Source organism: Amycolatopsis sp. NPDC000009 (genome assembly GCF_055563465.1).
Window position 1 is genome coordinate 100,499 of the sequence record NZ_JBVHDI010000002.1, and the last position, 22,379, is coordinate 122,877.

The 22,379-nt window shown below is 68.7% G+C and carries 21 protein-coding genes, 1 tRNA gene and 1 pseudogene; 8 read left to right on the forward strand and 15 right to left on the reverse strand.

What is annotated here, in order from left to right; translation table 11 throughout:
* Positions 1-16: 16 nt before the first annotated feature.
* From cysS to ACZ3HL_RS06510, 7 genes are all read right to left on the reverse strand, one after another.
* Complete coding sequence (gene cysS, locus ACZ3HL_RS06480) at positions 17-1,408, reverse strand: cysteine--tRNA ligase (protein ID WP_465529256.1); 1,392 nt, start codon at positions 1,406-1,408, stop codon at positions 17-19.
* A gap of 46 nt (positions 1,409-1,454) precedes the next feature.
* Positions 1,455-2,141, reverse strand: a complete 687-nt coding sequence (locus ACZ3HL_RS06485) for an HAD family hydrolase (protein ID WP_465529258.1) — start codon at positions 2,139-2,141, stop codon at positions 1,455-1,457.
* 71 nt (positions 2,142-2,212) lie between these two features.
* A complete protein-coding gene (locus tag ACZ3HL_RS06490) occupies positions 2,213-2,608 on the reverse strand; it encodes a PPOX class F420-dependent oxidoreductase (protein WP_465410581.1) in 396 nt (131 codons plus the stop codon).
* 22 nt (positions 2,609-2,630) lie between these two features.
* Positions 2,631-3,026, reverse strand: a complete 396-nt coding sequence (locus tag ACZ3HL_RS06495; protein WP_034310201.1) for a PPOX class F420-dependent oxidoreductase — start codon at positions 3,024-3,026, stop codon at positions 2,631-2,633.
* 28 nt (positions 3,027-3,054) lie between these two features.
* Positions 3,055-3,525, reverse strand: a complete 471-nt coding sequence (gene ispF / locus ACZ3HL_RS06500) for a 2-C-methyl-D-erythritol 2,4-cyclodiphosphate synthase (protein ID WP_465529260.1) — start codon at positions 3,523-3,525, stop codon at positions 3,055-3,057.
* Positions 3,522-4,169, reverse strand: coding sequence for an IspD/TarI family cytidylyltransferase (locus tag ACZ3HL_RS06505; RefSeq protein WP_465529262.1), 648 nt, complete (start codon positions 4,167-4,169; stop codon positions 3,522-3,524). The genes ispF and ACZ3HL_RS06505 overlap by 4 nt, the downstream gene beginning before the upstream one ends.
* A gap of 59 nt (positions 4,170-4,228) precedes the next feature.
* Complete coding sequence (locus tag ACZ3HL_RS06510) at positions 4,229-4,720, reverse strand: CarD family transcriptional regulator (protein ID WP_005165253.1); 492 nt, start codon at positions 4,718-4,720, stop codon at positions 4,229-4,231.
* A 297-nt stretch (positions 4,721-5,017) separates the two neighbouring features.
* On the opposite strand from ACZ3HL_RS06510, the gene ACZ3HL_RS06515 reads away from it, so the two are divergent.
* Together ACZ3HL_RS06515 and radA are read left to right on the forward strand one after the other, a co-directional pair.
* The gene (locus ACZ3HL_RS06515) at positions 5,018-5,707 is read left to right on the forward strand and encodes a copper chaperone PCu(A)C domain-containing protein (RefSeq protein WP_465529264.1); all 690 of its coding nucleotides are present in this window, start codon (positions 5,018-5,020) and stop codon (positions 5,705-5,707) included.
* A 138-nt stretch (positions 5,708-5,845) separates the two neighbouring features.
* A complete protein-coding gene (gene radA, locus ACZ3HL_RS06520) occupies positions 5,846-7,204 on the forward strand; it encodes a DNA repair protein RadA (RefSeq protein WP_034310209.1) in 1,359 nt (452 codons plus the stop codon).
* Positions 7,205-7,340: 136 nt separating this feature from the next.
* Here the strand turns inward: radA and ACZ3HL_RS06525 are convergent, their stop codons facing one another.
* On the reverse strand, positions 7,341-8,450 hold the full coding sequence (locus ACZ3HL_RS06525) for a CU044_5270 family protein (RefSeq protein ID WP_465529266.1): 1,110 nt from the start codon (positions 8,448-8,450) through the stop codon (positions 7,341-7,343).
* 10 nt (positions 8,451-8,460) lie between these two features.
* Positions 8,461-9,072: an RNA polymerase sigma factor gene (locus ACZ3HL_RS06530; RefSeq protein ID WP_465529268.1), complete on the reverse strand. Its 612-nt coding sequence runs from the start codon at positions 9,070-9,072 to the stop codon at positions 8,461-8,463.
* 158 nt (positions 9,073-9,230) lie between these two features.
* Between ACZ3HL_RS06530 and ACZ3HL_RS06535 the strand changes: the two genes are divergently transcribed.
* The 4 genes from ACZ3HL_RS06535 to ACZ3HL_RS06550 all read left to right on the forward strand — a co-directional run bounded on the left by ACZ3HL_RS06535 (position 9,231) and on the right by ACZ3HL_RS06550 (position 12,494).
* Complete coding sequence (locus ACZ3HL_RS06535; RefSeq protein ID WP_465529270.1) at positions 9,231-9,881, forward strand: C39 family peptidase; 651 nt, start codon at positions 9,231-9,233, stop codon at positions 9,879-9,881.
* A gap of 116 nt (positions 9,882-9,997) precedes the next feature.
* Positions 9,998-10,954: a glycoside hydrolase family 6 protein gene (locus ACZ3HL_RS06540; protein ID WP_465410591.1), complete on the forward strand. Its 957-nt coding sequence runs from the start codon at positions 9,998-10,000 to the stop codon at positions 10,952-10,954.
* Positions 10,955-11,168: 214 nt separating this feature from the next.
* The gene (locus tag ACZ3HL_RS06545; protein WP_465529272.1) at positions 11,169-12,221 is read left to right on the forward strand and encodes a WD40/YVTN/BNR-like repeat-containing protein; all 1,053 of its coding nucleotides are present in this window, start codon (positions 11,169-11,171) and stop codon (positions 12,219-12,221) included.
* A complete protein-coding gene (locus tag ACZ3HL_RS06550) occupies positions 12,222-12,494 on the forward strand; it encodes a MoaD/ThiS family protein (protein ID WP_465410595.1) in 273 nt (90 codons plus the stop codon).
* A 99-nt stretch (positions 12,495-12,593) separates the two neighbouring features.
* Here ACZ3HL_RS06550 and otsB read toward each other — a convergent pair whose 3' ends face one another.
* The 3 genes from otsB to ACZ3HL_RS06565 form a co-directional block, all read right to left on the reverse strand.
* Positions 12,594-15,122 carry a trehalose-phosphatase gene (gene otsB, locus ACZ3HL_RS06555; protein ID WP_465410598.1) on the reverse strand — a complete coding sequence of 843 codons (2,529 nt, stop codon included), beginning with the start codon at positions 15,120-15,122 and terminating at the stop codon, positions 12,594-12,596.
* Positions 15,123-15,158: 36 nt separating this feature from the next.
* The gene (locus ACZ3HL_RS06560) at positions 15,159-16,610 is read right to left on the reverse strand and encodes an alpha,alpha-trehalose-phosphate synthase (UDP-forming) (protein ID WP_016337688.1); all 1,452 of its coding nucleotides are present in this window, start codon (positions 16,608-16,610) and stop codon (positions 15,159-15,161) included.
* An 81-nt stretch (positions 16,611-16,691) separates the two neighbouring features.
* The gene (locus ACZ3HL_RS06565) at positions 16,692-18,257 is read right to left on the reverse strand and encodes a threonine/serine exporter family protein (RefSeq protein WP_465410602.1); all 1,566 of its coding nucleotides are present in this window, start codon (positions 18,255-18,257) and stop codon (positions 16,692-16,694) included.
* A gap of 149 nt (positions 18,258-18,406) precedes the next feature.
* On the opposite strand from ACZ3HL_RS06565, the gene ACZ3HL_RS06570 reads away from it, so the two are divergent.
* Together ACZ3HL_RS06570 and ACZ3HL_RS06575 are read left to right on the forward strand one after the other, a co-directional pair.
* Positions 18,407-19,975, forward strand: a complete 1,569-nt coding sequence (locus tag ACZ3HL_RS06570) for an alkaline phosphatase D family protein (RefSeq protein ID WP_465529274.1) — start codon at positions 18,407-18,409, stop codon at positions 19,973-19,975.
* Between the two features lie 44 nt (positions 19,976-20,019).
* Positions 20,020-20,092, forward strand: a tRNA-Thr gene (locus tag ACZ3HL_RS06575).
* Positions 20,093-20,149: 57 nt separating this feature from the next.
* Here the strand turns inward: ACZ3HL_RS06575 and ACZ3HL_RS06580 are convergent.
* The 3 genes and pseudogenes from ACZ3HL_RS06580 to ACZ3HL_RS06590 form a co-directional block, all read right to left on the reverse strand.
* Positions 20,150-20,371 carry a hypothetical protein gene (locus ACZ3HL_RS06580; RefSeq protein WP_465529276.1) on the reverse strand — a complete coding sequence of 74 codons (222 nt, stop codon included), beginning with the start codon at positions 20,369-20,371 and terminating at the stop codon, positions 20,150-20,152.
* Positions 20,347-20,820: a hypothetical protein gene (locus ACZ3HL_RS06585; RefSeq protein ID WP_465529278.1), complete on the reverse strand. Its 474-nt coding sequence runs from the start codon at positions 20,818-20,820 to the stop codon at positions 20,347-20,349. Before ACZ3HL_RS06585 ends, ACZ3HL_RS06580 begins: the two co-directional genes overlap by 25 nt.
* A 1,089-nt stretch (positions 20,821-21,909) precedes the next feature.
* Positions 21,910-22,371, reverse strand: a pseudogene (locus ACZ3HL_RS06590) (DnaB-like helicase C-terminal domain-containing protein); the annotation flags it as partial.
* Positions 22,372-22,379 lie beyond the last annotated feature (8 nt).

Below are 22,379 nucleotides of genomic sequence, written 5' to 3' on the forward strand. Positions count from 1 at the left end.
AGAGACCGAGTAAGTGTCAGACGTCCTTGACGGTCCACTGTGGACCGTTCGGCGTGTCCTCCACCACGATGCCCGCCTGCTGGAGGCGGTCACGCGCGGCGTCCGCACGGGCGAAGTCCTTCTCGGCGCGGGCCTGCTGCCGTTCGGTGAGCAGCCCTTCCACGAGTTCGGACAATGCCTGCCGGGTGGGCGTCTCATTGCCGCCCGCCTCGGACCAGCGCGCGGAGAGCGGGTCGAGGCCGAGCACGTCGGTCATCGCGCGCACGGCGGCGGCGATTTCGAGTGCCTTGGAATTGTCGGCCGCGTCGAGGGCCGCGTTACCGTCGCGGACCGTGTTGTGCAGCACTGCGAAGGCCTGCGGAGTGGCCAGGTCGTCGTCGAGCGCCGCGGCGAACCCGTCCGGGATCTCGCCGAGGCGCACGGCGCCGGCGCTGCTCGCGGTCCGGCGGAGGAACTGCTCGATCCGCCGGTAGCCCTGCGCGGCTTCGGCGAGCGCTCCGTCGGAGTACTCGATCGTCGACCGGTAATGCGGCTGGACAAGGTAGTACCGCAGTTCGGGCGCCCGGTAGTTCTTGAGCATCTCCGGGATCGAGACCGTGTTGCCCAGCGACTTCGACATCTTCTCGCCGGACAGGGTCACCCAGGCGTTGTGCAGCCAGAACCGCGCGAACCCGTCACCCGCCGCGTTCGACTGGGCGCGCTCGTTCTCGTGGTGCGGGAACACCAGGTCGACGCCGCCGCCGTGGATGTCGAACTCCGCGCCGAGGTACGTGGTCGCCATCGCCGAGCATTCGAGGTGCCAGCCTGGACGGCCGGAACCCCACGGCGTCGGCCACGACGGCTCGCCCGGCTTCGCGGCCTTCCACAGCGTGAAGTCGCGCGCGTCGCGCTTGCCCTCGCCGAGGCTCTCACCCTGCTGGACCTCGTCGAGCTTCTGGCCGGAGAGCTCGCCGTAACCGTCGAACGCCTTGACCGAGAAGTACACGTCGCCGCCCGAGGCGTAGGCGTGCCCGCCGTCGATCAGCCGTTGCATCAGCTCGACCATCTGCGTGACATGCCCGGTCGCCCGCGGAGCGATCGAAGGCGGCAAGCAGCCCAGCGCCTCGTACGCCGACTCGAAGGCGCGCTCGTGCGTGGCCGCCCACTCCCACCAGGGACGATCCGCCGCGGCGGCCTTGGTGAGGATCTTGTCGTCGATGTCGGTGACGTTGCGGACCATCAGCACGTCGAGTCCACTGTGGACGAGCCAGCGGCGCAGGACGTCGTAGTTCAGCGCGCCGCGGACGTGGCCGATATGGGGAACACCCTGGACGGTGGCACCACACACGTACATGGACGCCGTTCCGCTACGGGCGGGATGGAATTCCCGCACGCTCCGGGTCGCCGTGTCATAGAGGTGTAGTGCCACCCTAAAAGGGTACGGGGTCCGCGTGAGCGGTGTCGCAGTGACCGTGTTACAGCACGTTATGGGTGCGCAGGGCGCTGAGCAGGGCGTCCGGTCGCTCCGTCGTCGGCAGCGGCTCTACCAGCGCGAACGCGCAGCCGATGTCGCGCGCGGCGCCGTCCGCTTCCTCGCTGTCGCCGACCATGAGCGTTTCCGCCGGGTCGACCCCGAGCCGCTCGACGGCCGCGCGGAAGATCTCCGGCTCCGGCTTCACCGCCCCGACCTCGAACGACAGGACGAACTCGTCGACGTAGGCGTCCCAGCCCCGGCGGGCGAACGCGGGCCGGATGTCGAAGGCGATGTTGCTCAGCACCCCGAGCTTCACGCCCTTGCCGGAGACGCCCTTGAGGACGGCTTCGGTGTCCGGGTACGGCGTCCACTGGGTGGGATCGATCAGCCGGGTGTAGAGCGCGACCGCCTGGTCGGCGTGCGGCACCCCGGACTGCTTCAGGACCTCGAGGTACACCTTCCGATGCAGCACCGGGTCACGGTCGCGGTGGTTCCAGGCGTGCAGGTGCTCCTCGTCGAGATCGACGACCTGGCCGACCGGCGCGGTCATCCGGCGCATCAGTTCGGTCTGGGCCTCGATGTCCAGGCTCTCGCCCTCGTGGTCGGTGAGGTCGGCGAGCCAGGTCTCGTCCTGTTCGAGCCGGAAGACCGTGCCGGAGAAGTCGAACAACACAGCGCGAAAGGTCACGGGGTCCACATTAGCCGTTCCTCGTGAGTGGCAAGGACGGTTAGAACCGTCCTTGCCACTCACGAGGATCGTCAGGCGGCGTTGCCGGTGATCCGGGTGGGCGTGATCCGGACCAGCACGCGGACGACGTCGGCAGGCTCCTCCGGGTAGTCCTTGCCGAGGTACTTGTGCGAGAGCTCGTCGATCAGCTCGCGCCCGCCCTCGTCGGTCATCTCCACGGTCCCGCGGATCTCGACGTAGTCGTACGGGTTCTCCTGGTCGAAGACCGAGAGGGACACCCGCGGGTCCCTGGCCATGTTCCGCTCCTTGAGACGGCCGCGGACGGTCGCGAAGATCACCGTATCGCCGTCCCGCTTCGCCCACAGCACGGACGTCTGCGCGGAGCCGTCGGCGTTGATGGTCGCCAGCACCGGGAAGTTGTTGCCGTCGAGGAGTTTCTTGGTCGCTTCGTTGAAGGTCACACCCATGGCTGAATCCTAAGCAGCCTGATCACCGGACGTTCCCGGCGATCCGTTCGACCCGAAGGCGGACGATCACCCGCTGGACGTCGTCGCCCTCCGGCGGCGGGTCCTGGCCGAGGTACTTGTGGCTGAGCGTCTTCGGCAACGTCTTCCCGGGATCCGGGGTGATCGTGACCGTGCCGCGCAATTGCGTGTGCCGGTACGGGTTCTCCGCGTCGGTGATCGACACGCTCGCGCGGGGATCGCGACGCAGGTTTCGCACCTTCAGCCGGTCTTCGGTGGCGCTGAAGACCAGATCGCCGTCGTCGAGGCCCACCCAGATGACCGAGGTCTGGGGGCCGCCGTCGGCGTCCAGCGTGGCCACGGTCGCGAAGTTCTTGCCGTCCACCAGTTCGCGGACCGGTTCGGGAAGTGTGACTGCCATGACAGCTCGAACCGGCTCCCGGCGGCGGCTATTCCTGCGAGGGCAGGAGCAGCGCCGTCGCGAACGCCGCGATGCCCTCGCTGCGTCCGGTCAGGCCGAGCCCGTCGGTCGTCGTCCCGGAGACGCTCACCGGCCCGCCGACGGCTTCGCTCAGCACCTGTTGCGCCTCTTCGCGGCGCTTCCCGACACGCGGCGCGTTGCCCACGATCTGGACAGTGGCGTTCCCGACCGTCCAGCCGCCCGCCTCGACCAGGCGCCGCGCTTCCGCGAGGAATTCGACGCCGTGCTTGCCCGCCCAGCGCGGATCGCCGGTGCCGAAAACCGCGCCGAGATCACCGAGCCCGGCCGCGGACAGGAGCGCGTCACACAACGCGTGCGCCGCGACGTCGCCGTCGGAATGGCCCGCGCAACCGTCGACACCGGGCCAGAGAAGACCGGCGATCCAGCATTCGCGGCCCGCCTCGACGGGGTGGACGTCTACGCCGTTGCCGATCCTCACAGGGTTTCCTCTTCTCCGGCCCGGGCGATCGCCTCGGCCAGCTTCAGTTCGAACGCGTTGGTGACGCGCATCGCATCGGGATGCCCCGGGATGGTGTGCGCGCCGTCGAGGGACGGCTCGCCGGCATACGAGAGAAAAGTCTCACGTGTGAAGCCGAGCGGGGTTTGGGCCGTGCGCAGGTATGCGCGGTCTTCGGTGCCCGTGATCACCTTCGCCGCGTCGGTCACCTTCACGGTGTCCGCCATCGGCAATACGGGAACCACGACGGATGAGCCCGCACGGACCGCGTCCGCGACGGCACGGACGGTGTCCGCGGGAGTGAAGGCGCGCAAAGCGTCGTGCACGAGGAAGACCGGGTTCCCGGTGAGCTCTTTTTCGACGGTGTCGAAAGCATGCTCGAGTGACGAGCCGGGTACTATCCGGCAACGCTCTTCGAAGCCGCGCAAAGCGGCCGAAAACGAATCAGCACACCGCTCGGGGGCCGCTACGACCACCAGATCGAGATCCGGCAGGGCGAGCAGCCCCCGCACAGTGTGCGTGAGTAACGCTTCACCATTGACCGGCGCGAGAGCGAGCTCCGCGTCGGAGGCATGGTGTCGAACGACAGTGACGAACACGATCGTGCTCATAAGGACGGTGCTCATATGTGCGCGATCGTAGAGGTATCCCCCGCAGCCTCACCTGGCGTGGGACACCCGCCGGTTCAGACTGCCGCGGTTTCCAGAACTTCGTCGAGGAGGACTTCAGCCTTGTCCTCGTCGGTGCCCTCCGCGAGCGCCAGCTCGCTGACCAGAATTTGCCGCGCCTTCGCCAGCATGCGCTTCTCGCCGGCTGAAAGTCCGCGGTCCTTCTCTCGCCGCCAGAGGTCGCGCACCACTTCGGCCACCTTGTTCACATCGCCGGAGGCGAGCTTCTCGAGGTTGGCCTTGTACCGACGAGACCAGTTGGTGGGCTCTTCGGTGTGCGGAGCACGCAGAACGTCGAAAACCTTGTCCAGTCCTTCTTGCCCGACGACATCACGAACGCCGACGATCTCGGCGTTGTCAGCGGGCACGCGAACCGTAAGATCCCCTTGCGCGACTTTGAGGACGAGGTACTTCTTCTCCTCGCCCTTGATCACGCGGGTCTCGATGGCTTCGATGAGTGCGGCACCGTGGTGCGGGTAGACGACGGTCTCTCCGACCTTGAAAACCATGTGTCCTCTGCCCCTTTCGCTGAATTCATCTTAGCACGTGCCGACGAGGCCCACCTAGCGGCCCGCGATCGTCGTCGCAGGTCAGCGGCCTGATGGTGCTCCGCCCGGGGGTTGACAAACTCAATTCGCCCATGCTCACGCTGGTGAGAAGCGAACGATTTCCAAATCCTTTGTGGACGGTTGATCTTGGGCGCGCCACCGCATTGGAGGGCCGCCAACACGCACCGGGTTCTCCGCCCGCCGAGGCGCCCGGCTAGTCTTCGCGGTGAAGAGGCCGTGAGATGGAAGGACTCCGACGTGAGGCTGCAGAATCGTCGCGTGTTCGGCGCAGGTGTGCTGGCGCTCGGCGCCGCGCTCGTGCTCGCCGGCTGCGGTGCTGGTCAGATCACCCAGACCGACTCGCAGCAGCCCGCGGTCAACGGGACGTACGCGCAGGCGAAGGACCTGGTGCTGCGGAACGCCGCGCTCCAGTTCCCGACCGAGGGGCAGGCGTACCCGGCCGGTTCCGCCGCGCCGCTGACGCTGACCATCGTGAACCAGGGCAAGCTGGACGACGAGCTCGTCTCCGTCTCCTCCGAAGCCGCCACCGGTGACGCCAAGATCGCCGGGTCCAAGGTCATCGCCGCGGGCCACGCGCTCGTGATCGGCCCGTCCGACTCGGTCGAGTCGACCAAGGAGGTCGCCCCGACCTCCGCGCCGGCGTCGTCCTCGGGCGCGCCGTCGTCTTCCGGCGCCCCGTCGAGCTCCGCCGGGACGGTCACGCCGTCCGCGGGCCCGGAGACGACCAACGCGCCGGACCAGGTGGGCAAGGCCACGATCGAGCTGCAGGGGCTGAAGCAGCCGGTGTGGGCGGGCCAGACCATCAAGGTCACCTTCGTCTTCAAGAACTCCGGTTCGATCACGGTCGACCTGCCGATCGCGGCGCCGTCGCACCCGGGCAGCCGGGCGCCCGCGCCGGAGAAGGAAGCCAAGGGCGGCGGGCACTAGATTTTCCGAAGCCGGACTGAAAGGGCCCCTCAACGCATGCATGCGTTGAGGGGCCCTTTCGCTGCGTCACATGCGGGGAAAGTCCCCTTCAGCCCGTCGTTGCCGGGGTTTGTCGGTGGTGGCCGCTAGCCTCGCGGGGTGGTCAAGAAAGGCAGCACCTACCGCTGCGGTGAATGCGGGTACGAGGCGCCGAAGTGGGTCGGGCGCTGCCCCGAATGCCAGGCGTGGGGGACCATCGAGGAACGCGGCGACGCCCGCCCCGCGATAGCCAGGGTCGCGGCTGGAGCGCCGAGTGCCCCGGCCCGTCCGATCGGCGAGGTCGACGTCGAGACGGCGCGTGCGAAGCCCACCGGCGTCTCCGAGCTGGACCGGGTGCTCGGGGGCGGGTTCGTGCCGGGCGCGGTCATCCTGCTCGCGGGCGAGCCCGGTGTCGGCAAGTCGACCCTCCTGCTGGAGGTCGCCTACCAATGGGCGGCCACCGCGGGCCGGGCGCTCTATGTCACCGGCGAGGAGTCGGCGGGGCAGGTGCGGCTGCGGGCCGAGCGCACCGGCAACGTCCACGACGAGATGTTCCTCGCGGCCGAGAGCGACCTGTCCGCGATCCTCGGGCATGTCGACGCGGTCAAACCGGGGGTGCTGATCGTCGACTCGGTCCAGACCATGGCCTCGCCGCAGGTGGAGGGCGCCCCGGGCGGCGTCACCCAGGTCCGCGCGGTCACCTCCGGTCTGGTCGCGCTGGCCAAGGAGCGCGGGCTGCCGATCGTGCTGGTCGGGCACGTCACCAAGGACGGCTCGGTCGCCGGGCCGCGCGTGCTGGAGCACCTGGTCGACGTGGTCCTGCAGTTCGAGGGCGACAAGCATTCGACGCTGCGGATGCTGCGCGGCATCAAGAACCGGTTCGGTGCCGCCGACGAGATCGGCTGCTTCGAGCTGGTCGAGGAGGGCATCGTCGGCGTGCCCGACCCGTCGGGGCTGTTCCTCAGCCACACCGCGGAGCCGGTCGCGGGCACCGCGGTCACGGTGACCATGGAGGGTAAGCGGCCGCTGCTGGGCGAGGTGCAGGCGCTCGTGTCGGCGACCCAGTCACCGCAGCCCCGGCGCGCGGTGAGCGGCCTCGATTCGGCACGTGTCGCGATGGTGCTGGCGGTGGTCGAGAAGCGGGCGAACATCAAGGTCGGTGACAAGGACGTCTACGTGGCGACGGTCGGCGGCATGAAGATCACCGAACCCGGGATCGACCTCGCGGTGGTGCTGGCCCTCATCTCCTCGGCGAGAGACACGCCGCTTTCGCCCAAGCTCGTCGCGATGGGCGAGGTCGGGCTGTCGGGCGAGGTCCGGCGGGTGCCGAGCGTCGGGCGCCGGCTCGCGGAGGCCGCCCGGCTCGGTTTCACCTACGCGCTGGTGCCGCCGGACTCCGGCAAGATCCCGCCGGGGATCCGGGTGCTGGAGGTCCCGGACGTCGGTAGTGCGCTCAACGCCGCCAAGCACGCGCGTTAGGCGCACGAGCGGGCAGGCGCGGCCGGGTCGCCTCCGTAGTCGAGTTGGCGACCAGGGTCGCGCCGGATTCCGCGACGAGTGGTGGGACAAAGGGTCTCTCTTTCGAGAGCGCGGGCCAAGACCGCCCGTTCGCACGCTAGCTGGGCTTGGGGCCGCCGTCGTCGGTGATCGTCACCGAGATCGTCGTGTCGAACAGGGTCAGCCCCGGCCAGCCCTCGTGCTGCCCGTTGGACCGGACGGCGCGGTTCCCGACGACCGCCGCCGTCGCCGTGTCGACGACGAACGTGCGCGTCCGGTCCGGCAACGTGACCGTGAAGGAGATCGCGGGCCGTCCGCCGGGAGCGGCCACGCTCGCCACGGCGATACCGGGAATCCTCGCGAGCGCTTTGCACAGTGCCACCCGCATCGCGCCGAAGCCCTGGGAGGAGCGGAGGACGTTGAAGGCCATCTCGAACATCTCGGGGGTGGAGTTCAGCTGCTCCGGTGAGCGGCCGTCCGGCCAGAGGCCGTCACGGCGGAGCCGCTCGGACAGCTTCGCCGGGTCGGCCGGCAGTTCGGCGAGGAACTCCGGGGTGGGGTCGGTCCACCCGCTTTCCGACGGCAGCCGATCCTCGGAGGTCTTCACCGGAGGAGGGATCGGTGACGTGGTGGTGGTTCGCGGCGGACGGGCCTCCGCGAGGGTGACATGGGACGACGGGCCTGGAAGTGTCTCGCCGTGGGCCATGGCCGTCTGGTAGTCGCCCTTGACCCACCGGATCTCGCCGGTTCCGGTGAAGCGCGTCTTGACCGCCATCCAGGTGCGCGGCGGCAGCCATCGTTCGAGGATCTCGTGGGTTTGGTAGACGAGCCCCTTCTCGGTGACATGCGTGGTCCAGGTGGACTCGGTGACGAGCCGGAACTGGCCGTCCCGGATCGGGAAGTCGTCGCCGTGGAGGGCTTCGAGCGCGTCTTCGCCCCGGATGAGGGTGGAGTGGGCCGCGGGGTCCGGGCCGTCGTCGGCGGTGAAGACGTTCGCCGCCACGATCCCGCCGCCGGAAACCAGCGCCGCGGCGGCCGCCGCCGCGATCCACCGCCACGAACCCGGCCGCTTCCTCACCGGGGGCGCGGTCACGGGGAGGAGTTCGTCCTCGACATCGCCGGCGGCACGCAGGAGCGAGGCCCTGGCGCGGGAAAGTTCGTCCTGCCGGGTTTCCGGCTCGGCGTGGAGGCCGGCCAGCGCTTCGTCGAGTTCGGCCTCGGACCACACCTTCCTGATGTTATCGCCGTGCACTTCCGCCGCCCTCCTTTGTCGACTCCGCCGCGTTGGCGCGCAGCCATCTCCGGATCCGGTGCAACCGTGATCTGACCGTCCCGGCGGGGATTCCCAGCGCCTCGGCGACCTCGCCGGGATCCAGTCCCGCCCACGAGACCAGCAGCAGGGTGTCGCGGTCGGCGACGCTCAGTTCGGCCAAGGCGCCCGCGAGCTGGGCCGCACGGGTCTGGGCGTCGACCTGCTCGGCGACGCGGCCGTCGTGTCCGGCCGAGACCGTCTGGCCGGCGGCCGCGAGCCGGGCCGTCGCGTTGAGTGCCCTGGTCTCCGTGCGGACATGGTGGCGCAGCAGGTTCGTCGCGATCCCGTAGAGCCACGCGCGCGCCGTGCCCGCCTCGGGGCGGTACGTCTCGCGTCGCCGGAGCGCCACGAGGAACGTCTCGGCGACGAGGTCGTGCGCGGTCTCCGTGCCGACGCGGCGCGCGAGGTAGCGCTGCAGCGGGGCCGCGTGGGCGTCGAAGAGCATGCCGAAGACGGGTGCGGGGTCCGGGCCACCGAGGTCCGGTCTGTCCAGCCCGCGCGTGCCGGCCTGCTCGTGATCGTCCTTCATCACCTGCACGATCGCTATTGCCCGATGGCCCCCGGAGCGTTCATCCGATCCTACTTTCGTCGTGGGCCGATCGGGGAAAGCGCAGGTGACGCCGCAGACAAACGACGCTGGACCAGAGATCCTGTTCAGGATTCACTATTCAGAAGTGAAACTGGGGAAGGATTACCATGCGCCGACTCAGGACCGCGGTCGTGGCCGCGCTCGCGATGTCCGCACTGATCACCGCTCCGGCGGCCGCCGCCCAAGGCGGCAATGCCGTCGACGTGAATTCGCTGGCGCCGCCCGCCAGGGTCGAAGGGGTCAGGGCGGCCGCCGAGCTCGACATCCAGTACCAGATCCAGGAGACCGGGTACTGGTGCGGCCCGGCCGCGACCCGGATCGCCATCTCGGCCAAGAACGGCAATCCGCCGAGCCAGCAGCAGCTCGCGAACGAACTGCCGACCAGCACCAACGGCACCGACTGGATCGGGCAGGTCACCCGCGTCCTCAACAACCACGTCGCCGGTGGCTGGTACGAGACCAAGGAGATGCCGAACGACCCGCCGACCCAGGCGCAACGCGACCTCCTGTGGCGCGACATCGTGCTGGACATCGACAAGGGCTACGCGATCGTCGCGAACATCGTCGCCCCGGCGAACAACCACCCGCCGGGCTACCCGAACTACACGATCTACCACTACTTCACGATCATCGGCTACAACAGCGGCAACATGACGGTGAAGATCGCCGACCCGGCCAACTTCGGCGGCAACCAGATCTACTGGCTCACCTTCAACCAGCTCGCCACCCTGATCCCGCCGAAGGGCTATTCGGCCTGATCCCCTCCCGCGTTTCGTCCTCTGAATGCGTTACTTGCACGCGCAAGGACCGCGTTCAGAGGACGAAACGCGTGGGTTGTACGAATCTTGTACGGGAGGGCTCGAAACTGGTGGGCATGCGCATCAAGACGCTCGGTCTGCTGGCCGCTTCGCTGCTGGCGCTGGTCGCCACGCCGGCCCAGGCCGCCGACGGCAACCCGCTCGAGAAGACCAACGGCTTCTACGTCGACCCGAACTCCAACCCTGCGGTCTGGGTGCGGGATCACCCGGGCAGCACCGCCGACAAGATCAAAGCCGCCATCTCCACCAAGGCGGGCGCGCGCTGGTTCGGCAACTGGAGCGGGAACGTCAAGACCGCAGTCGACGGCTACACCTACGCCGCCGACGTCGCGGACAAGCTGCCGATCCTGGTCGCCTACAACATCCCCGGCCGCGACTGTGGCGGTCACTCCGGTGGCGGCGCGGGCAGCCCGGAGGCGTACCGGACCTGGATCTCGAACTTCGCCGACGGTATCGGCGGCAAGCCCGCGGTCGTCGTCATCGAGCCGGACGCGCTCGCGCAGGTCGACTGCCTGCCCGCCGGTGAGCGCCAGACCCGCCTCGACCTGCTCAAGTACGCCGCGGAGCAGTTCGCCGCCAAGGCCCCGAACACCTGGGCGTACATGGACGGCGGCAACTCGACCTGGATCCCCGCCGCGACCATGGCCGACCGGCTCAACGCCGTCGGGGTGAAGTCGATCCGCGGTCTCGCGATCAACGTGTCGAACTACAAGACCACCACCGACTCGGCGAACTACGGCAAGGCCGTCAGCGCCGCGCTGTCGAGCAAGTACGGCTACACCAAGCCGTTCGTGATCGACACCAGCCGCAACGGCAACGGCCCGCTGGGCTCCGAATGGTGCAACCCGGCCGGGCGCAAACTCGGGGCGACCTCGCAGACCGGCGGCGGCGCCGAGATGCTGCTCTGGGTCAAGGTGCCCGGTGACTCCGACGGCAAGTGCGGGATCGCGCCGAACGTCGAAGCCGGTCAGTTCAGCCCCGATCTGGCGCTGCGCCTGATCAGCGGGACCTGACCGCCCCCTCAAGCCCGTCGCGCCGGCTGTTCGTCTGTGACCCTCGTTCTCCCGAGAAGGCGAGGGCCACGACCCCTTGGACTGCAGCCGGCGCGACGCCTCCATTTCCCCGTGAAGGCCCCCTTCCCTCGGCTCAGTCGAGGGAAGGGGGCCTTCACGCGCGTCCGGTAGTACGGTGACCTGAGTCACAGTCCCGACCGAGGAGGATGGCGTCGTGGAGTTCCAGCTGGGGATCGGTACCAGGAAGGGCTTGTTCCTCGCCCGCAGCGAGGACCGCGAGAACTGGGAGATCTCCGAACCGAAGTTCCCCATGGAAGCCGTCCGGGCGGTCGCGCTGGCCCCCTCCAAGGTCTACGCGGCCGCGGTCAACGAACACTTCGGCCCGACCATCGCGACGTCCGGGGACCTCGGCGAGACCTGGTCCGAACCCGATCACGCGCCGGTCGCCTTCCCCGCCGACACGGAGACCGCGCTCGAAGGCATCTGGCAGATCGTGCTCGCCGGGGACGTCGTCTACGCCGGTGTCGAGCCGTCCGCCCTGTTCCGGTCCGAGGACGGCGGCGAGACCTTCGAACTCGTACGCGGGCTGTGGAAGCACGAGCACCGTCCACACTGGACTCCCGGTGGCGGCGGCCAGATGATCCACACGATCCTGCCGCATCCCACGGATCCGGGGCGGATCACCGTCGCCATGTCGACGGGCGGGGTCTACCGCACCGAGGACGGCGGCAAGAGCTGGACGGCGGCCAACCGCGGCATCAGTGCCGGTTTCCTGCCTGGCGAGGAGCCCGAATTCGGGCAGTGCGTGCACAAGGTCGCCATGCATCCGTCGCGTCCCGAGCGGTTCTTCCTGCAGAATCACGGCGGCGTATACCGCAGCGACGACGACGCGAAGACGTGGCGGTCGATCGCCGACGGCCTGCCGAACGACTTCGGGTTCGCCATGGTCGTCCATCCGTCCAAACCGGACACCGTCTACAACTTCCCCTTGGTGGCCGACGTTCTCCGCTTCCCGCCGGAGGGCCGCTGCCGGGTCTACCGCAGCGAGGACGCGGGCGAGACCTGGACGGGCCTCGGGAACGGCTTGCCGGACAAGGGTTTCTACGCGGGAGTGCTCCGGGACGGGATGTGCGTCGACTCGCGGGACGGCGTCTACTTCGGCACGCGATCCGGTGAAGTCTGGGCGAGTCCCGACGAAGGCGACGCGTGGCATCAAGTAGCCGCGCATCTGCCGGACGTGCTGTGCGTGCGGGCTCAGGTGGTCTAGGTGGTCCGGGTCCTGTTGCCCGCGATGCTGCGGCCACTCGCGGACGGCCGTGGCACGCTCGAAGTCGAGGCCGCGACGCTCGACGACGTCCTCGACTCGCTCGGCGCCGGGTACCCCGCGCTGGAACGCCGTCTGCGCGACGAAACCGGCGCGCTGCGACGCTACGTGAACTTCTATGTGGACGGTGAGGAGTGCCGCCGTCTCGACGGTGCCAAGACTTCGCTGGCCGAGGTGGAGGAAGTCCAGATCATCCCGTCGGTCGCCGGTGGTTGAACCTCGGGCCGGGGTTCCAGGTGGCGGAGGTCGTGAAGGCCTCCTTCCCTACCTTGAGAGTAGGGAAGGAGGCCTTCACGGCGTCGCGCCCTTCGGCTCCTACTGGGAAAGCAGGTTCGCGCAGCGGATCAGCCCGATGTGCGAGTACGCCTGCGGATGGTTGCCCAGCGAACGCTCCGCGATCGGGTCGAACTGCTCGGGCAGCAGCCCGGTCGGGCCCGCGGCGTCGACGATCTGCGTGAACAGCTCCTCGGCCTCGGTACGCCGCCCGGTGAGCAGGTACGCCTCGATGAGCCACGCCGCGCAGATGTGGAAACCGCCCTCACCGCCGGGAAGGCCGTCGTCGCGGCGGTAACGGTACACAGTGGACCCACTGCGCAGCTCCGCCTCGATCGCGGTCACCGTGGACTGGAACCGCGGGTCGGCCGGATCGATCAGCCCGGTGAGCCCGACGAACAGCGACGCGGCGTCGAGATCCGTTCCGTCGTAAGCCGTCGTGAAGGCCTGGACCTCTTCGTTCCAGCCCTTCTCCAGGACGTCGGCGGCGATCTCGTCACGCAGCGTCGGCCACGCGCCCGGCACCGCCCGGCCGTAGACCTCGCCGAGCTTGATCGCCCGGTCGATGGTCACCCAGCACATCACCCGCGAGTACACCCGGTGGCGCGGCACGTGCCGCTCCTCCCAGATGCCGTGATCCGGCTCGTTCCAGCGTCGCGTGACGGCCTCGGCCATCGCGCGCACCATCTGCCAGTCCTCGTCGCGGAGTTCGCCGCGCGCCGCCGCCAGTGTCTGCACGAGTTCGACGACCGGGCCGAACACGTCCAGCTGCACCTGGTGGTTCGCCAGGTTGCCGACGCGGACCGGGCGCGAACCGGCGTACCCGGGCAGCGACTCGATGACCGCTTCGGCGCCGATCACGCTGCCCGCCAAGGTGTACAGCGGGTGCAGCCGCTCCGGACCGGCCAAAGTGGACAGAACGCCGTGCAGCCAGCGGAGGTAGCCTTCCGCCTCGTCGGTCGAGCCGAGGTGGACCAGTTCGCGCACGGTCATGGCCGCGTCACGGATCCAGCAGTAGCGGTAGTCCCAGTTCCGGACGCCGCCGATCTCCTCCGGCAGCGAGGACGTCGCCGCCGCGAGCACGCCGCCGGTGTCGGTGTTGACCAGCCCGCGCAGCGTCAGCGCCGAGCGGCCGACGAGGTCGCTCTGGACACTGGGCAGCTTGAGCGTCTGCGCCCAGGTGCTCCAGTAGTCGCCCGCGCGCGACCGTCGCTCCACTTCGGACAGTTCGTGCGCGCCGAGATCCGAGGTGCCGCAACGGAGTTCGAGTACCACCGGGTGGTCCGGGGTGGGGGTGACGAGCGCCGTCGCGGTGTCGTTCATGCCGTCGGAGGTGATCTCCCACTCGACACCCGGCGAGCGCAGCGCGAACGGTTCCGAGGTGCCCTGCACCAGGATTCCGTCGCCCTGGGCGACCAGCTTCACCGGCACGCCACCGAACTCGGGCCGCGGTGCGAACACGATCTCCGCCGCCGCCTCGCCCGAGATCACCCGGACGAGATCCGTGCGGTGCGCGGGGCTCTCCGGCTCGAGGTAGTCGGTGACGAGCAGCCGCGACCAGCGGGTCTCGACCGTCATCGTGTTCGGCAGGTAACGCTGCCCGAGCGGCAGGCCGTTGCGGTGCGGCTTGATCGAGAAGTGACCGGCGCCGGCACCGCCGAGCAGGTCCGCGAAGATCGCGGGCGCGTCGGGGCCGGGGTGGCACAGCCAGGTCAGCCGGGCGTCCGGCGTGACCAGCGCGACCGAACGTTCGTTGGCCAGCATGGAAAGCCGCTCGATCGGCGGCGCCTGCTCGCCGTACAGCCAGTTGCGCCGCTCTTCGAGGAGGAAGGCGAGCGCCATCGCGACGTCGACGGTGTCCGGGACCCGGTACTGCGCGAGGCTTTCGCCGTCGCCGACCTTCACGCCGAGGTCCGGGCCGGAGATCCGGGCGAACGCCTTCTCGTCGGTGACGTCGTCGCCGAGGAAGACCGCGGCCGTCGCGCCGACCTGGTGGCGCAGGGTGTCCAGCGCGCGGCCCTTGTCCGTCTGGACGACCGCGAGCTCGACGACCTCCTTGCCGTCGGTCGTGGACACGCCCTCCCACCGCGCGGGTCCATTGTGGACGTCGCGCAGGACCCGGCGGCCCGCCTCGTGCTCGGCGCGGCGGACGTGCACCGCGATACTCGCGGGCTTGACCTCGAGCGAGACGCCCGGCACGTCGAGCACCAGGTTCTCCAGCTCGGCTTCGAGCCGTCTGTGCAGCTCCCGGGCCTTGTCGTCGAGCGCGTGGATGAAGCCGATGTCGAATTCGGACCCGTGGCTGCCGACCAGGTTCACCTCGGCCGGGAGACGGGACAGGGTGGCGAGATCACGCAGCGCGCGGCCGGAGATGACCGCGGTGGTCGTCTCGTGCAGGCCGGCCAGCGACCTCAGGGCGCCTACCGATTCGGGCAGCGGCCGGGCTTCGTCCGGATTGGCCGTGATCGGAGCCAGCGTGCCGTCGTAGTCGCAGGCGACCAGCAACCGCGGGGTGCGCGCGACCTGGACGATCGCGCGCCGCAGCTCGGCGGGCAGTGCCTCGGCGGTCAACGATTTCTCCTCGGGAACGTAGCGGGGGTGGGGGAATCAGTCGGCCGGTTCGGCACCGAGCGCTTGGAGGAACGAGCGCGCCCAGCGGTCGACGTCATGCGTGAGGACCTGTCGACGCATGGCGCGCATACGGCGGCGTCCCTCTGCGGGGTCGAGCGTAATGGCAGTCTCCAAGGCGTTCTTCACCCCGTCCAGGTCATGCGGGTTGACCAGGAGCGCGCTGGTGAGCTCCGCCGCGGCGCCGGCGAACTCCGAAAGCACGAGCGAACCGCCCAGGTCGTGGCGGCAGGCGACGTACTCCTTGCAGACGAGGTTCATCCCGTCACGCAGGGGAGTGACCACCATGACATCGGCCGCGGAGAAGAAGGCGGCCAGCTCCGTCCGGTTCACGGACTGGTGCAGATAATGCACGACCGGGTGACCCACGCGGGCGAACTCCCCGTTGATCCGCCCGACCATCTGCTCGATGTCGCCGCGCATCCGCTGGTAGTGCTCGACGCGCTCGCGGCTCGGGGTGGCCAGCTGGACGAACGTCACGTCCTCCGGCCGGACACGGCCTTCGTGCAGCAGCTCGTGCAACGCCTGCAACCGCAGGTCGATGCCCTTGGTGTAGTCGAGCCGGTCGACGCCGAGCAGCACCTTCTTCGGATTGCCCAGGTCACGCCGCAGCTGGGCGGCGCGTTCGGCGACGCCCTTGGTCTTGGCGAGTTTGTCGAGGCCGATGGCGTCGATGGAGATCGGGAACGCGCCGACGCGCACCGTGCGGTCGCCGACCTGCATCAGACCGGGGCGGGTGCGGATGCCGACCGCGCCGCGGCTGGACTCGAGGCCGGCCAGCTGCCGTGCCAGCCAGAGGAAGTTCTGCGCGCCACCCGGCCGGTGGAATCCGACGAGGTCGGCCCCGACCAAGCCGCGGACGATCTCGGTCCGCCACGGCATCTGCATGAACAACTCGACCGGGGGAAACGGGATGTGCAGGAAGAACCCGATCCGGAGGTCGGGACGCAGTTCGCGGAGCATCGCCGGGACCAGCTGCAGCTGGTAGTCCTGGATCCACACGGTCGCGCCCTCGGCGGCGACCTTCGCGCTCGCCTCGGCGAACCGCCGGTTCACCCGGACGTAGGATTCCCACCAGCTCCGGTCGAACACCGGCCGCGCCACCACGTCGTGGTACAGCGGCCAGAGCGTCGCGTTGGAGAAGCCCTCGTAGTAGTCGCGGACGTCGTCCGACGTCAGGGAGACCGGGTGCAGCACCAGACCGTCGTCGTCGAACTCCTCGACGTCGACGTCGGGCACACCCGGCCACCCGACCCAGGCTCCCTTGCGTGACCGCAGGAACGGTTCGAGCGCGGACACCAGCCCGCCCGGGCTCGCCGTCCAGCGCCTGCTTCCGTCGGCGGTCCGTTCGAGGTCCACCGGGAGCCGGTTCGCCACCACCACGAAATCCGCGGAGGCCGTTCTGCTCGTCTCGGCAATCACTTCGTCCACCAGCCGCTCCCTCGATTCGCGGGTCGCTGCCCTAAGCGGAAACCCTATCGCGCGAGGAGGCCACGGCCCGTCGCCGAGCGATCACTCCAAGCGTCGTTCGGCGGGTTCCATCGGGCCCGCCATCCTCGGCCCGGCGAACTTGCGTTCGAGCCTGCCGAGCCCCGTGCGCACCGGCTGCGCGAGGTATTCGCCGAGTACCACACCCGCTGCCAGGGCAAGCCCGATCGCGACCGCGGTCATCAGCGTCGAGATGTTCCCGCCGGGCTCGACGCCCAATTGGTATAGACCACGATAGGTGGAGAGACCGGGGAGGAGCGGCGTGATGCCGGACACAGCCACCACGAGCGGCGTCACCTTGAGCCGCCTCGCGAGCACGCCGCCGCAGAAGCCGACCAGCGTGGCGGCGACGGCGGACGAACTGACGGCCTGGAAATCGGTCAGCATCAAGGCGCCGTAGACCGCGCCGCCGATCGCGCCGGCCGCGGCCGCGACGAGCATCGCGCGCAGGGTCGAGTACGAGGCGAGCGCGAAGCAGGCTGCTGCGCCGGTGCTGCCGATGACGATGAGCGGGAGCTGCTGAGGTGTCGAGGAGACGACTTCCGGCAGCGGGGTGCGCGGAAGGCCGAGCAGTAGCGCGATCTTCAGCGCCAGTACCACGCCGGCGATCAACCCGGCACTCATCAGCGCGGTCTCCATCGTGCGCCCGGCGGCTGTGACGCTGTAACCGGTGATGGCGTCCTGCACGGCGGAGACGGTGGAAAGGCCGGACAGCAGCACGGTGACGGCGGCGGCGACGACCAGCGTTGGTTTGCTGGTGGTGAGCAGGTCGCTGCTGACGATCGCCATCGCGGACAGCGTCGCGACCAGACCGCCGATCACCTGCTGGAAGAAGAACGGCAGCGCGAACCGGTTGAGGAAGCGCCCGAGCCGGTCGATGACCGCGCTGATCACCAGCGCGACCAGCGCGACGTCGATGCCGCCGCCGAGGATGATCGTGATGAACGCGGCCATCCCGCCCCACGCCGCCGTGGCCACCCAACGGGGGTACGGGTGCGGCGCGGTCGTGATCCGCTGGAGTTCCTGCTGGGCCTCTTCGGCGCCGATGGTGCCGCGGACGATCCTGCGGACCAGCGTCTCGGTCTGGGTGAGCCGCGTGTAGTCGAGGCTGCGTGAACGGACCACGCGCAGCGCCGTCACGGGTGCCATGTCGGTACCGCGGTGGCAGGTCACCGTGATCGAGGTGAAGATCACGTCGACCTCGCAGTGCGGGAGACCGAGCGCGGAGGTCAGCGCGATGATCGTCGCGGTGACGTCGGAGGCGCCGGCGCCGCTCGACATCTGGACCTCGCCGATACGCAGCGCGAGGTCCAGGACGAAGTTGACCGTCGTGTCGTCCGGCGGCTTCGGGCCCAACGCCTCGTCGACGTCGACGGCGGGCTGTTCGGCTGTCGGCGCTTCGAGGATCTGCCAGGCGCGGCGGCGCAGCACGTTCGGCCGGTGTGAGCGAGTCTGGGGGATCGATCGCTCTCCGTCACGTTGGCGTGGTGCCTCCAGTAGCCATTCGCCACGTTCGGGTGTTTCGTCCTGGTTCTTTTTGCCACCCTTTTCGCCCTGCCGGGCTCCCTTGGTGTGCTCGTTGATCTTCATGATCGATCCACCTCCTCACTCTGGTTCGAGGGACTTTCCCGAGGAGCATCGGGCCCGGTGCCTCGACCGTTGCAGGAAACCCGAAGTGGCGTCCACCACGTCGGAGGAAGATCATCGCGGGCACGCCGGTCTGCGGCACACTGCAGGCCATGGCGTCCTCTGTGAGCAGGAGATCCGTTCTTCGCGCGGCCGGGGTCACCGCCGCCGGAACAGCGGCGACATTCACCCTTTCGGGTGCCTCTAGCGGGGCGGGAGCCCCGGTTTTCGCGCACGGGGTGGCGTCGGGTGATCCGATGCCCGACTCGGTCCTCCTCTGGACCCGTGTCACGCCCTCGCCGGCCGCCGTTCCGGGATCCGGAAAAGGCGCGCCCGTGGACGCCCGGTGGGAGGTGGCCGAAGATGCCGGATTCACGCACGTCGTCGCTCGCGGTCACGTCCGGACGGGGCCGGAACGCGACCACACGGTGAAGGTGACAGCGGGCGGACTGTGCGCGTCGACCGCGTATTGGTTCCGCTTCACGTCTCAGGGGAAGGTCTCGCCGTCCGGGCGGACCCGCACCGCCCCTTCGCACGACGAAGACGTCGCGAGCCTGCGGTTCGGCGTGGTCTCGTGTGCGAACTGGGCTGTCGGTCACTTCGCCCCCTACGGCTATTTGGCCGACCGTGACGACCTCGACGCCTTCATTCACCTGGGTGACTACCTCTACGAAGGGAATCCCAACCCTGCAAGTGATCTCCGCCCTTCGGTACCGCCCAACGAGTTGATCACCCTGGCGGACTACCGGCAGCGCCACGCGATGTACAAGACCGACGAGCACCTCCGGCGGCTTCACGCCCGTCACCCGATGGTCGCGACCTGGGACGACCACGAGGCCGCCGACAACGCCTGGTCCGGCGGATCGCCGTCACACGACCCGGCGACCGAGGGCGACTGGGCGGACCGGATGCGGGCCGCGCATCAGGCGTACTTCGAATGGATGCCGGTGCGGCATCGCGGCGACCGGCTGTACCGGCGGCTGAAATTCGGGCGGCTGGCCGAACTCACCATGCTGGACCTGCGGACGTACCGGACCCGGCAGCCCGGCGCGGCTTCGGTGGAGGGCACCATCCTCGGCGCCGAGCAACGCGAGTGGTTCCTCGACGGCCTCGCGCGCGGGACCGCGTCCTGGAACCTGATCGGGAACTCGGTGATGGTCACGCCCGTCAAGATCCCCGCGCTGCCCACTCGCGACCGGCTCGCGCTCGACGACCTGCTCGACGGCCAGCCGACCACGGTGAACACCGACCAATGGGACGGCTACACCGCTGACCGTCGCCGGGTCCTCGGCGCCATCGCCGCACAGGGCCGGGGCAACACGGTGTTCCTGACCGGCGACGTCCACTCGTCGTGGGCGAACGACGTGCCGCGGGACGGGACGAGCGTCGCCGTGGAGTTCGTCTGCCCGTCGATCACCTCGGACAACATCGACGAGCAGCTCGGCGTCCCGCCGCGGACCGGCTCGCTGAAGGTGGAGGCCGCGATCCGCGCGCTGAACCCGCACGTGCGTTTCGTGGAACTCGACTCGCACGGCTCCGGCGTCCTCGAAGTGACCCCGGAAGCCGTCCGGATGAACTGGTACTACGTCGCCGACCGTCGCGACCCGGCGACCGCCGTGACGTTCGCGCACGCCTTCCGGGCCGTGGCCGGGGAGCCCCGGGTGCGCCCTGCGGACGGCTGACCGGGCGCCGATATACTGGCCTCGCCCGGGCTGCCCTGGGCAAGGCCGCTATAGCTCAGCTGGTAGAGCATCTGTCTTGTAAACAGAAGGTCAGGGGTTCGAGCCCCCTTGGCGGCTCACTTCATCTTCCACCGAAAACACCCATCTACCTGGTTTTTCCGTCTTCAGCTGTTGCTAGCGGCCTGTCGCGTGGGTGCCCGTCGGCGTTACCGAGGCCTCCGGGGTGCCCGTGGGGTGCCCGGGCGTTTTCCGTCGCGGTACGAGCGCCACCGTGGCCTCGGCGGCCGAGCGCGCCAGCTCGGGAAGAACGCTCGTGTACGTGTCCCGCGTGACGACCCACGACGAGTGCCCGAGCGTTTCCTGGACCACCTTCAGGTCGATACCCGCGGCGAGCATGACCCGCCCGGAGTCACCCACGCCGGGCCGAGGCGCAGCCGTTCCCGACGCTGCCGTGCGCGATGCTCGCGCATGAGCCGCATCCCTTGATCGTCGACCGGCACACGCCGGGTCGACGCCTCGGACTTCGGATCGCCCTCTTCCACCTCGTACTCGACCTCAGTCAACTGCGTGTTGATCTCGATCTCCGATGCCTTGTCGTACACCTCGCTCCACGCGAGGCCGGCCTTCTGGTTGCACAGCCGGTGCGCGGCCTGCAGATGGGCGGGATCGTCGCCGTAGGCCTTGCCGTGCACGTGGTGCACCTGCGCGGACATCGGATCCGGGTTCCGGCGGGCGGGATCGATGGGCTTGTGGCACAGCTGGCAGATCCAGAGGTCGCGGTCCAGCACAGCGCGCCGGAGACGGCGCCACTGGCGGGTGGACCCACTGGCCCATGCGTGCGACATGCAGGAAGTGTAACCGTCTACCTGAGATTGAGGGTTACGGCAGCGCGTCGAAGCCCCAACCTAAGTAGGGCCAGGCGGCCCCGGCTATGCCGGGGCCGCCTGGCCTCTTCGTAGTAGTTCCACAACGGGCACTCGCGGCCCACCTACGGCGCAGTGCCTTCTTCCCCTGCCGCCGGGGGACCGACAGCGCCGAGTCTGCGCAGGGCGCCCGGTGTCGTCTCAGGCACGATCGCGGAGTGCGTGAAGGTGTGCTTGTCCGGGCACACGAGTGTCGCGTCCGCCAAGACGGTCAGCGGAGCCGTCGCGCCGCATTGAGGGCAGGCAACCGGCTGCATTGCCCCACCATCCACGGCGATGTCGATCCCGTTCACCTCACACGAGATTCCCAGTTCCTCTTCAGGGTCGCCTGACTGCGGGGTTTCCATAGCTCCACCGTACTTGACAGCCACACCACCTAGACGCAGGCGGGCTTGGCGGTGCGCCAAAAGTAGTCACGACCAGGCACCTTGACCGCACCGTAGTAACAATCATTCGCGAACCCGGACCATTGGGCACCCTTGATTGTCCCCGGCTCAGAGGTAAAGACCTCCGAGAGGCGAACCAGGCCCGTATTCTGCCCGTGAACCTTGAGTTGCGACGGTCCAAATCTCGAACCACTACGATTATCGAACCACACCGTTGTCGGAATCCCAGGACCAGTACTAACGCAGACCAGCGAGTCGTTCAGACTCGGAATAGGACTGCATTCGCGAGCGATACGCTGGTCACCAGCACCCGGAGCCTCACTCACATCGACCGGCGCGTTGACCTCGTTTGGCGCGGCAAGTGCTGTCGGAGCGAGCGAGAACATGGAGCCAACAGCAAACATTCCAACCAATACCCGACTACGAAATCGGAAACGTGATTTCTGCATCAAATCCCCCTAATAGCCGATACGTGATCAAGCAACGACATAGCAAGTAAGTCATAGCTACCCACTGCGGACTACCGCCGAACGGTGGATGCCGGAAAGTGAAGTAGACTACAAGTAACGGTAGCGCTTGATTCTTAAGAGATTTGCTACGAATTCTGCGCTTTCCGCAATTTCGGTCAGCCGATTCGCGATAAATAGGGGCGCCATGCCAGCTCCAGTTCACCCATGCGTCCGAAGCGGTTCTTCGCGATGTTCAGGTTGAGCATCCCGTTTGGTTCGCCGGTCTCGTCGTGCCCGCGTGCTAGGAGCAGCACGGCGTCGGCGTCCTGCTCGATGCCGCCGGACTCGCGCAGGTCCGAGAGCATGGCCTTCCCGCGAGCGACGGAGTTCCGGTTGAGCTGCGCGGGCACGACCACGGCGCAGTCGAGTTCCCGTGACAGCTGTTTGAGTCCGCGCGAGATCCCGGCGACCTGCTGTTCGCGCGGCATCCTCCGGTCGCCGTTGAGCAGCTGCAGATAGTCGATCACCACCAGGCCGAGCCCCTGGCGGCGTTTGAGCGCGCGGCACTGCGCGGCGATGTACCCCAACGTCAGGTCGGGCTTTTCGTTGATGGTGAGCGGGAAGTCCTGCGCGCGGGCCCGGTACT

What these genes read in the sequence shown, in the direction of transcription:
- ACZ3HL_RS06490 (WP_465410581.1), bottom strand. Translation starts at nt 2,608, where the DNA reads ATGGGTGTGACCTTCAACGAAGCGACCAAGAAACTCCTCGACGGCAAC.
- ACZ3HL_RS06495 (WP_034310201.1), bottom strand. Translation starts at nt 3,026, where the DNA reads ATGGCAGTCACACTTCCCGAACCGGTCCGCGAACTGGTGGACGGCAAG.
- ACZ3HL_RS06505 (WP_465529262.1), bottom strand. Translation starts at nt 4,169, where the DNA reads ATGAGCACCGTCCTTATGAGCACGATCGTGTTCGTCACTGTCGTTCGA.
- ACZ3HL_RS06510 (WP_005165253.1), bottom strand. Translation starts at nt 4,720, where the DNA reads ATGGTTTTCAAGGTCGGAGAGACCGTCGTCTACCCGCACCACGGTGCC.
- ACZ3HL_RS06535 (WP_465529270.1), top strand. Translation starts at nt 9,231, where the DNA reads ATGCGCCGACTCAGGACCGCGGTCGTGGCCGCGCTCGCGATGTCCGCA.
- ACZ3HL_RS06540 (WP_465410591.1), top strand. Translation starts at nt 9,998, where the DNA reads ATGCGCATCAAGACGCTCGGTCTGCTGGCCGCTTCGCTGCTGGCGCTG.
- ACZ3HL_RS06565 (WP_465410602.1), bottom strand. Translation starts at nt 18,257, where the DNA reads ATGAAGATCAACGAGCACACCAAGGGAGCCCGGCAGGGCGAAAAGGGT.
- ACZ3HL_RS06570 (WP_465529274.1), top strand. Translation starts at nt 18,407, where the DNA reads ATGGCGTCCTCTGTGAGCAGGAGATCCGTTCTTCGCGCGGCCGGGGTC.
- ACZ3HL_RS06580 (WP_465529276.1), bottom strand. Translation starts at nt 20,371, where the DNA reads ATGCTCGCCGCGGGTATCGACCTGAAGGTGGTCCAGGAAACGCTCGGG.
- ACZ3HL_RS06585 (WP_465529278.1), bottom strand. Translation starts at nt 20,820, where the DNA reads ATGTCGCACGCATGGGCCAGTGGGTCCACCCGCCAGTGGCGCCGTCTC.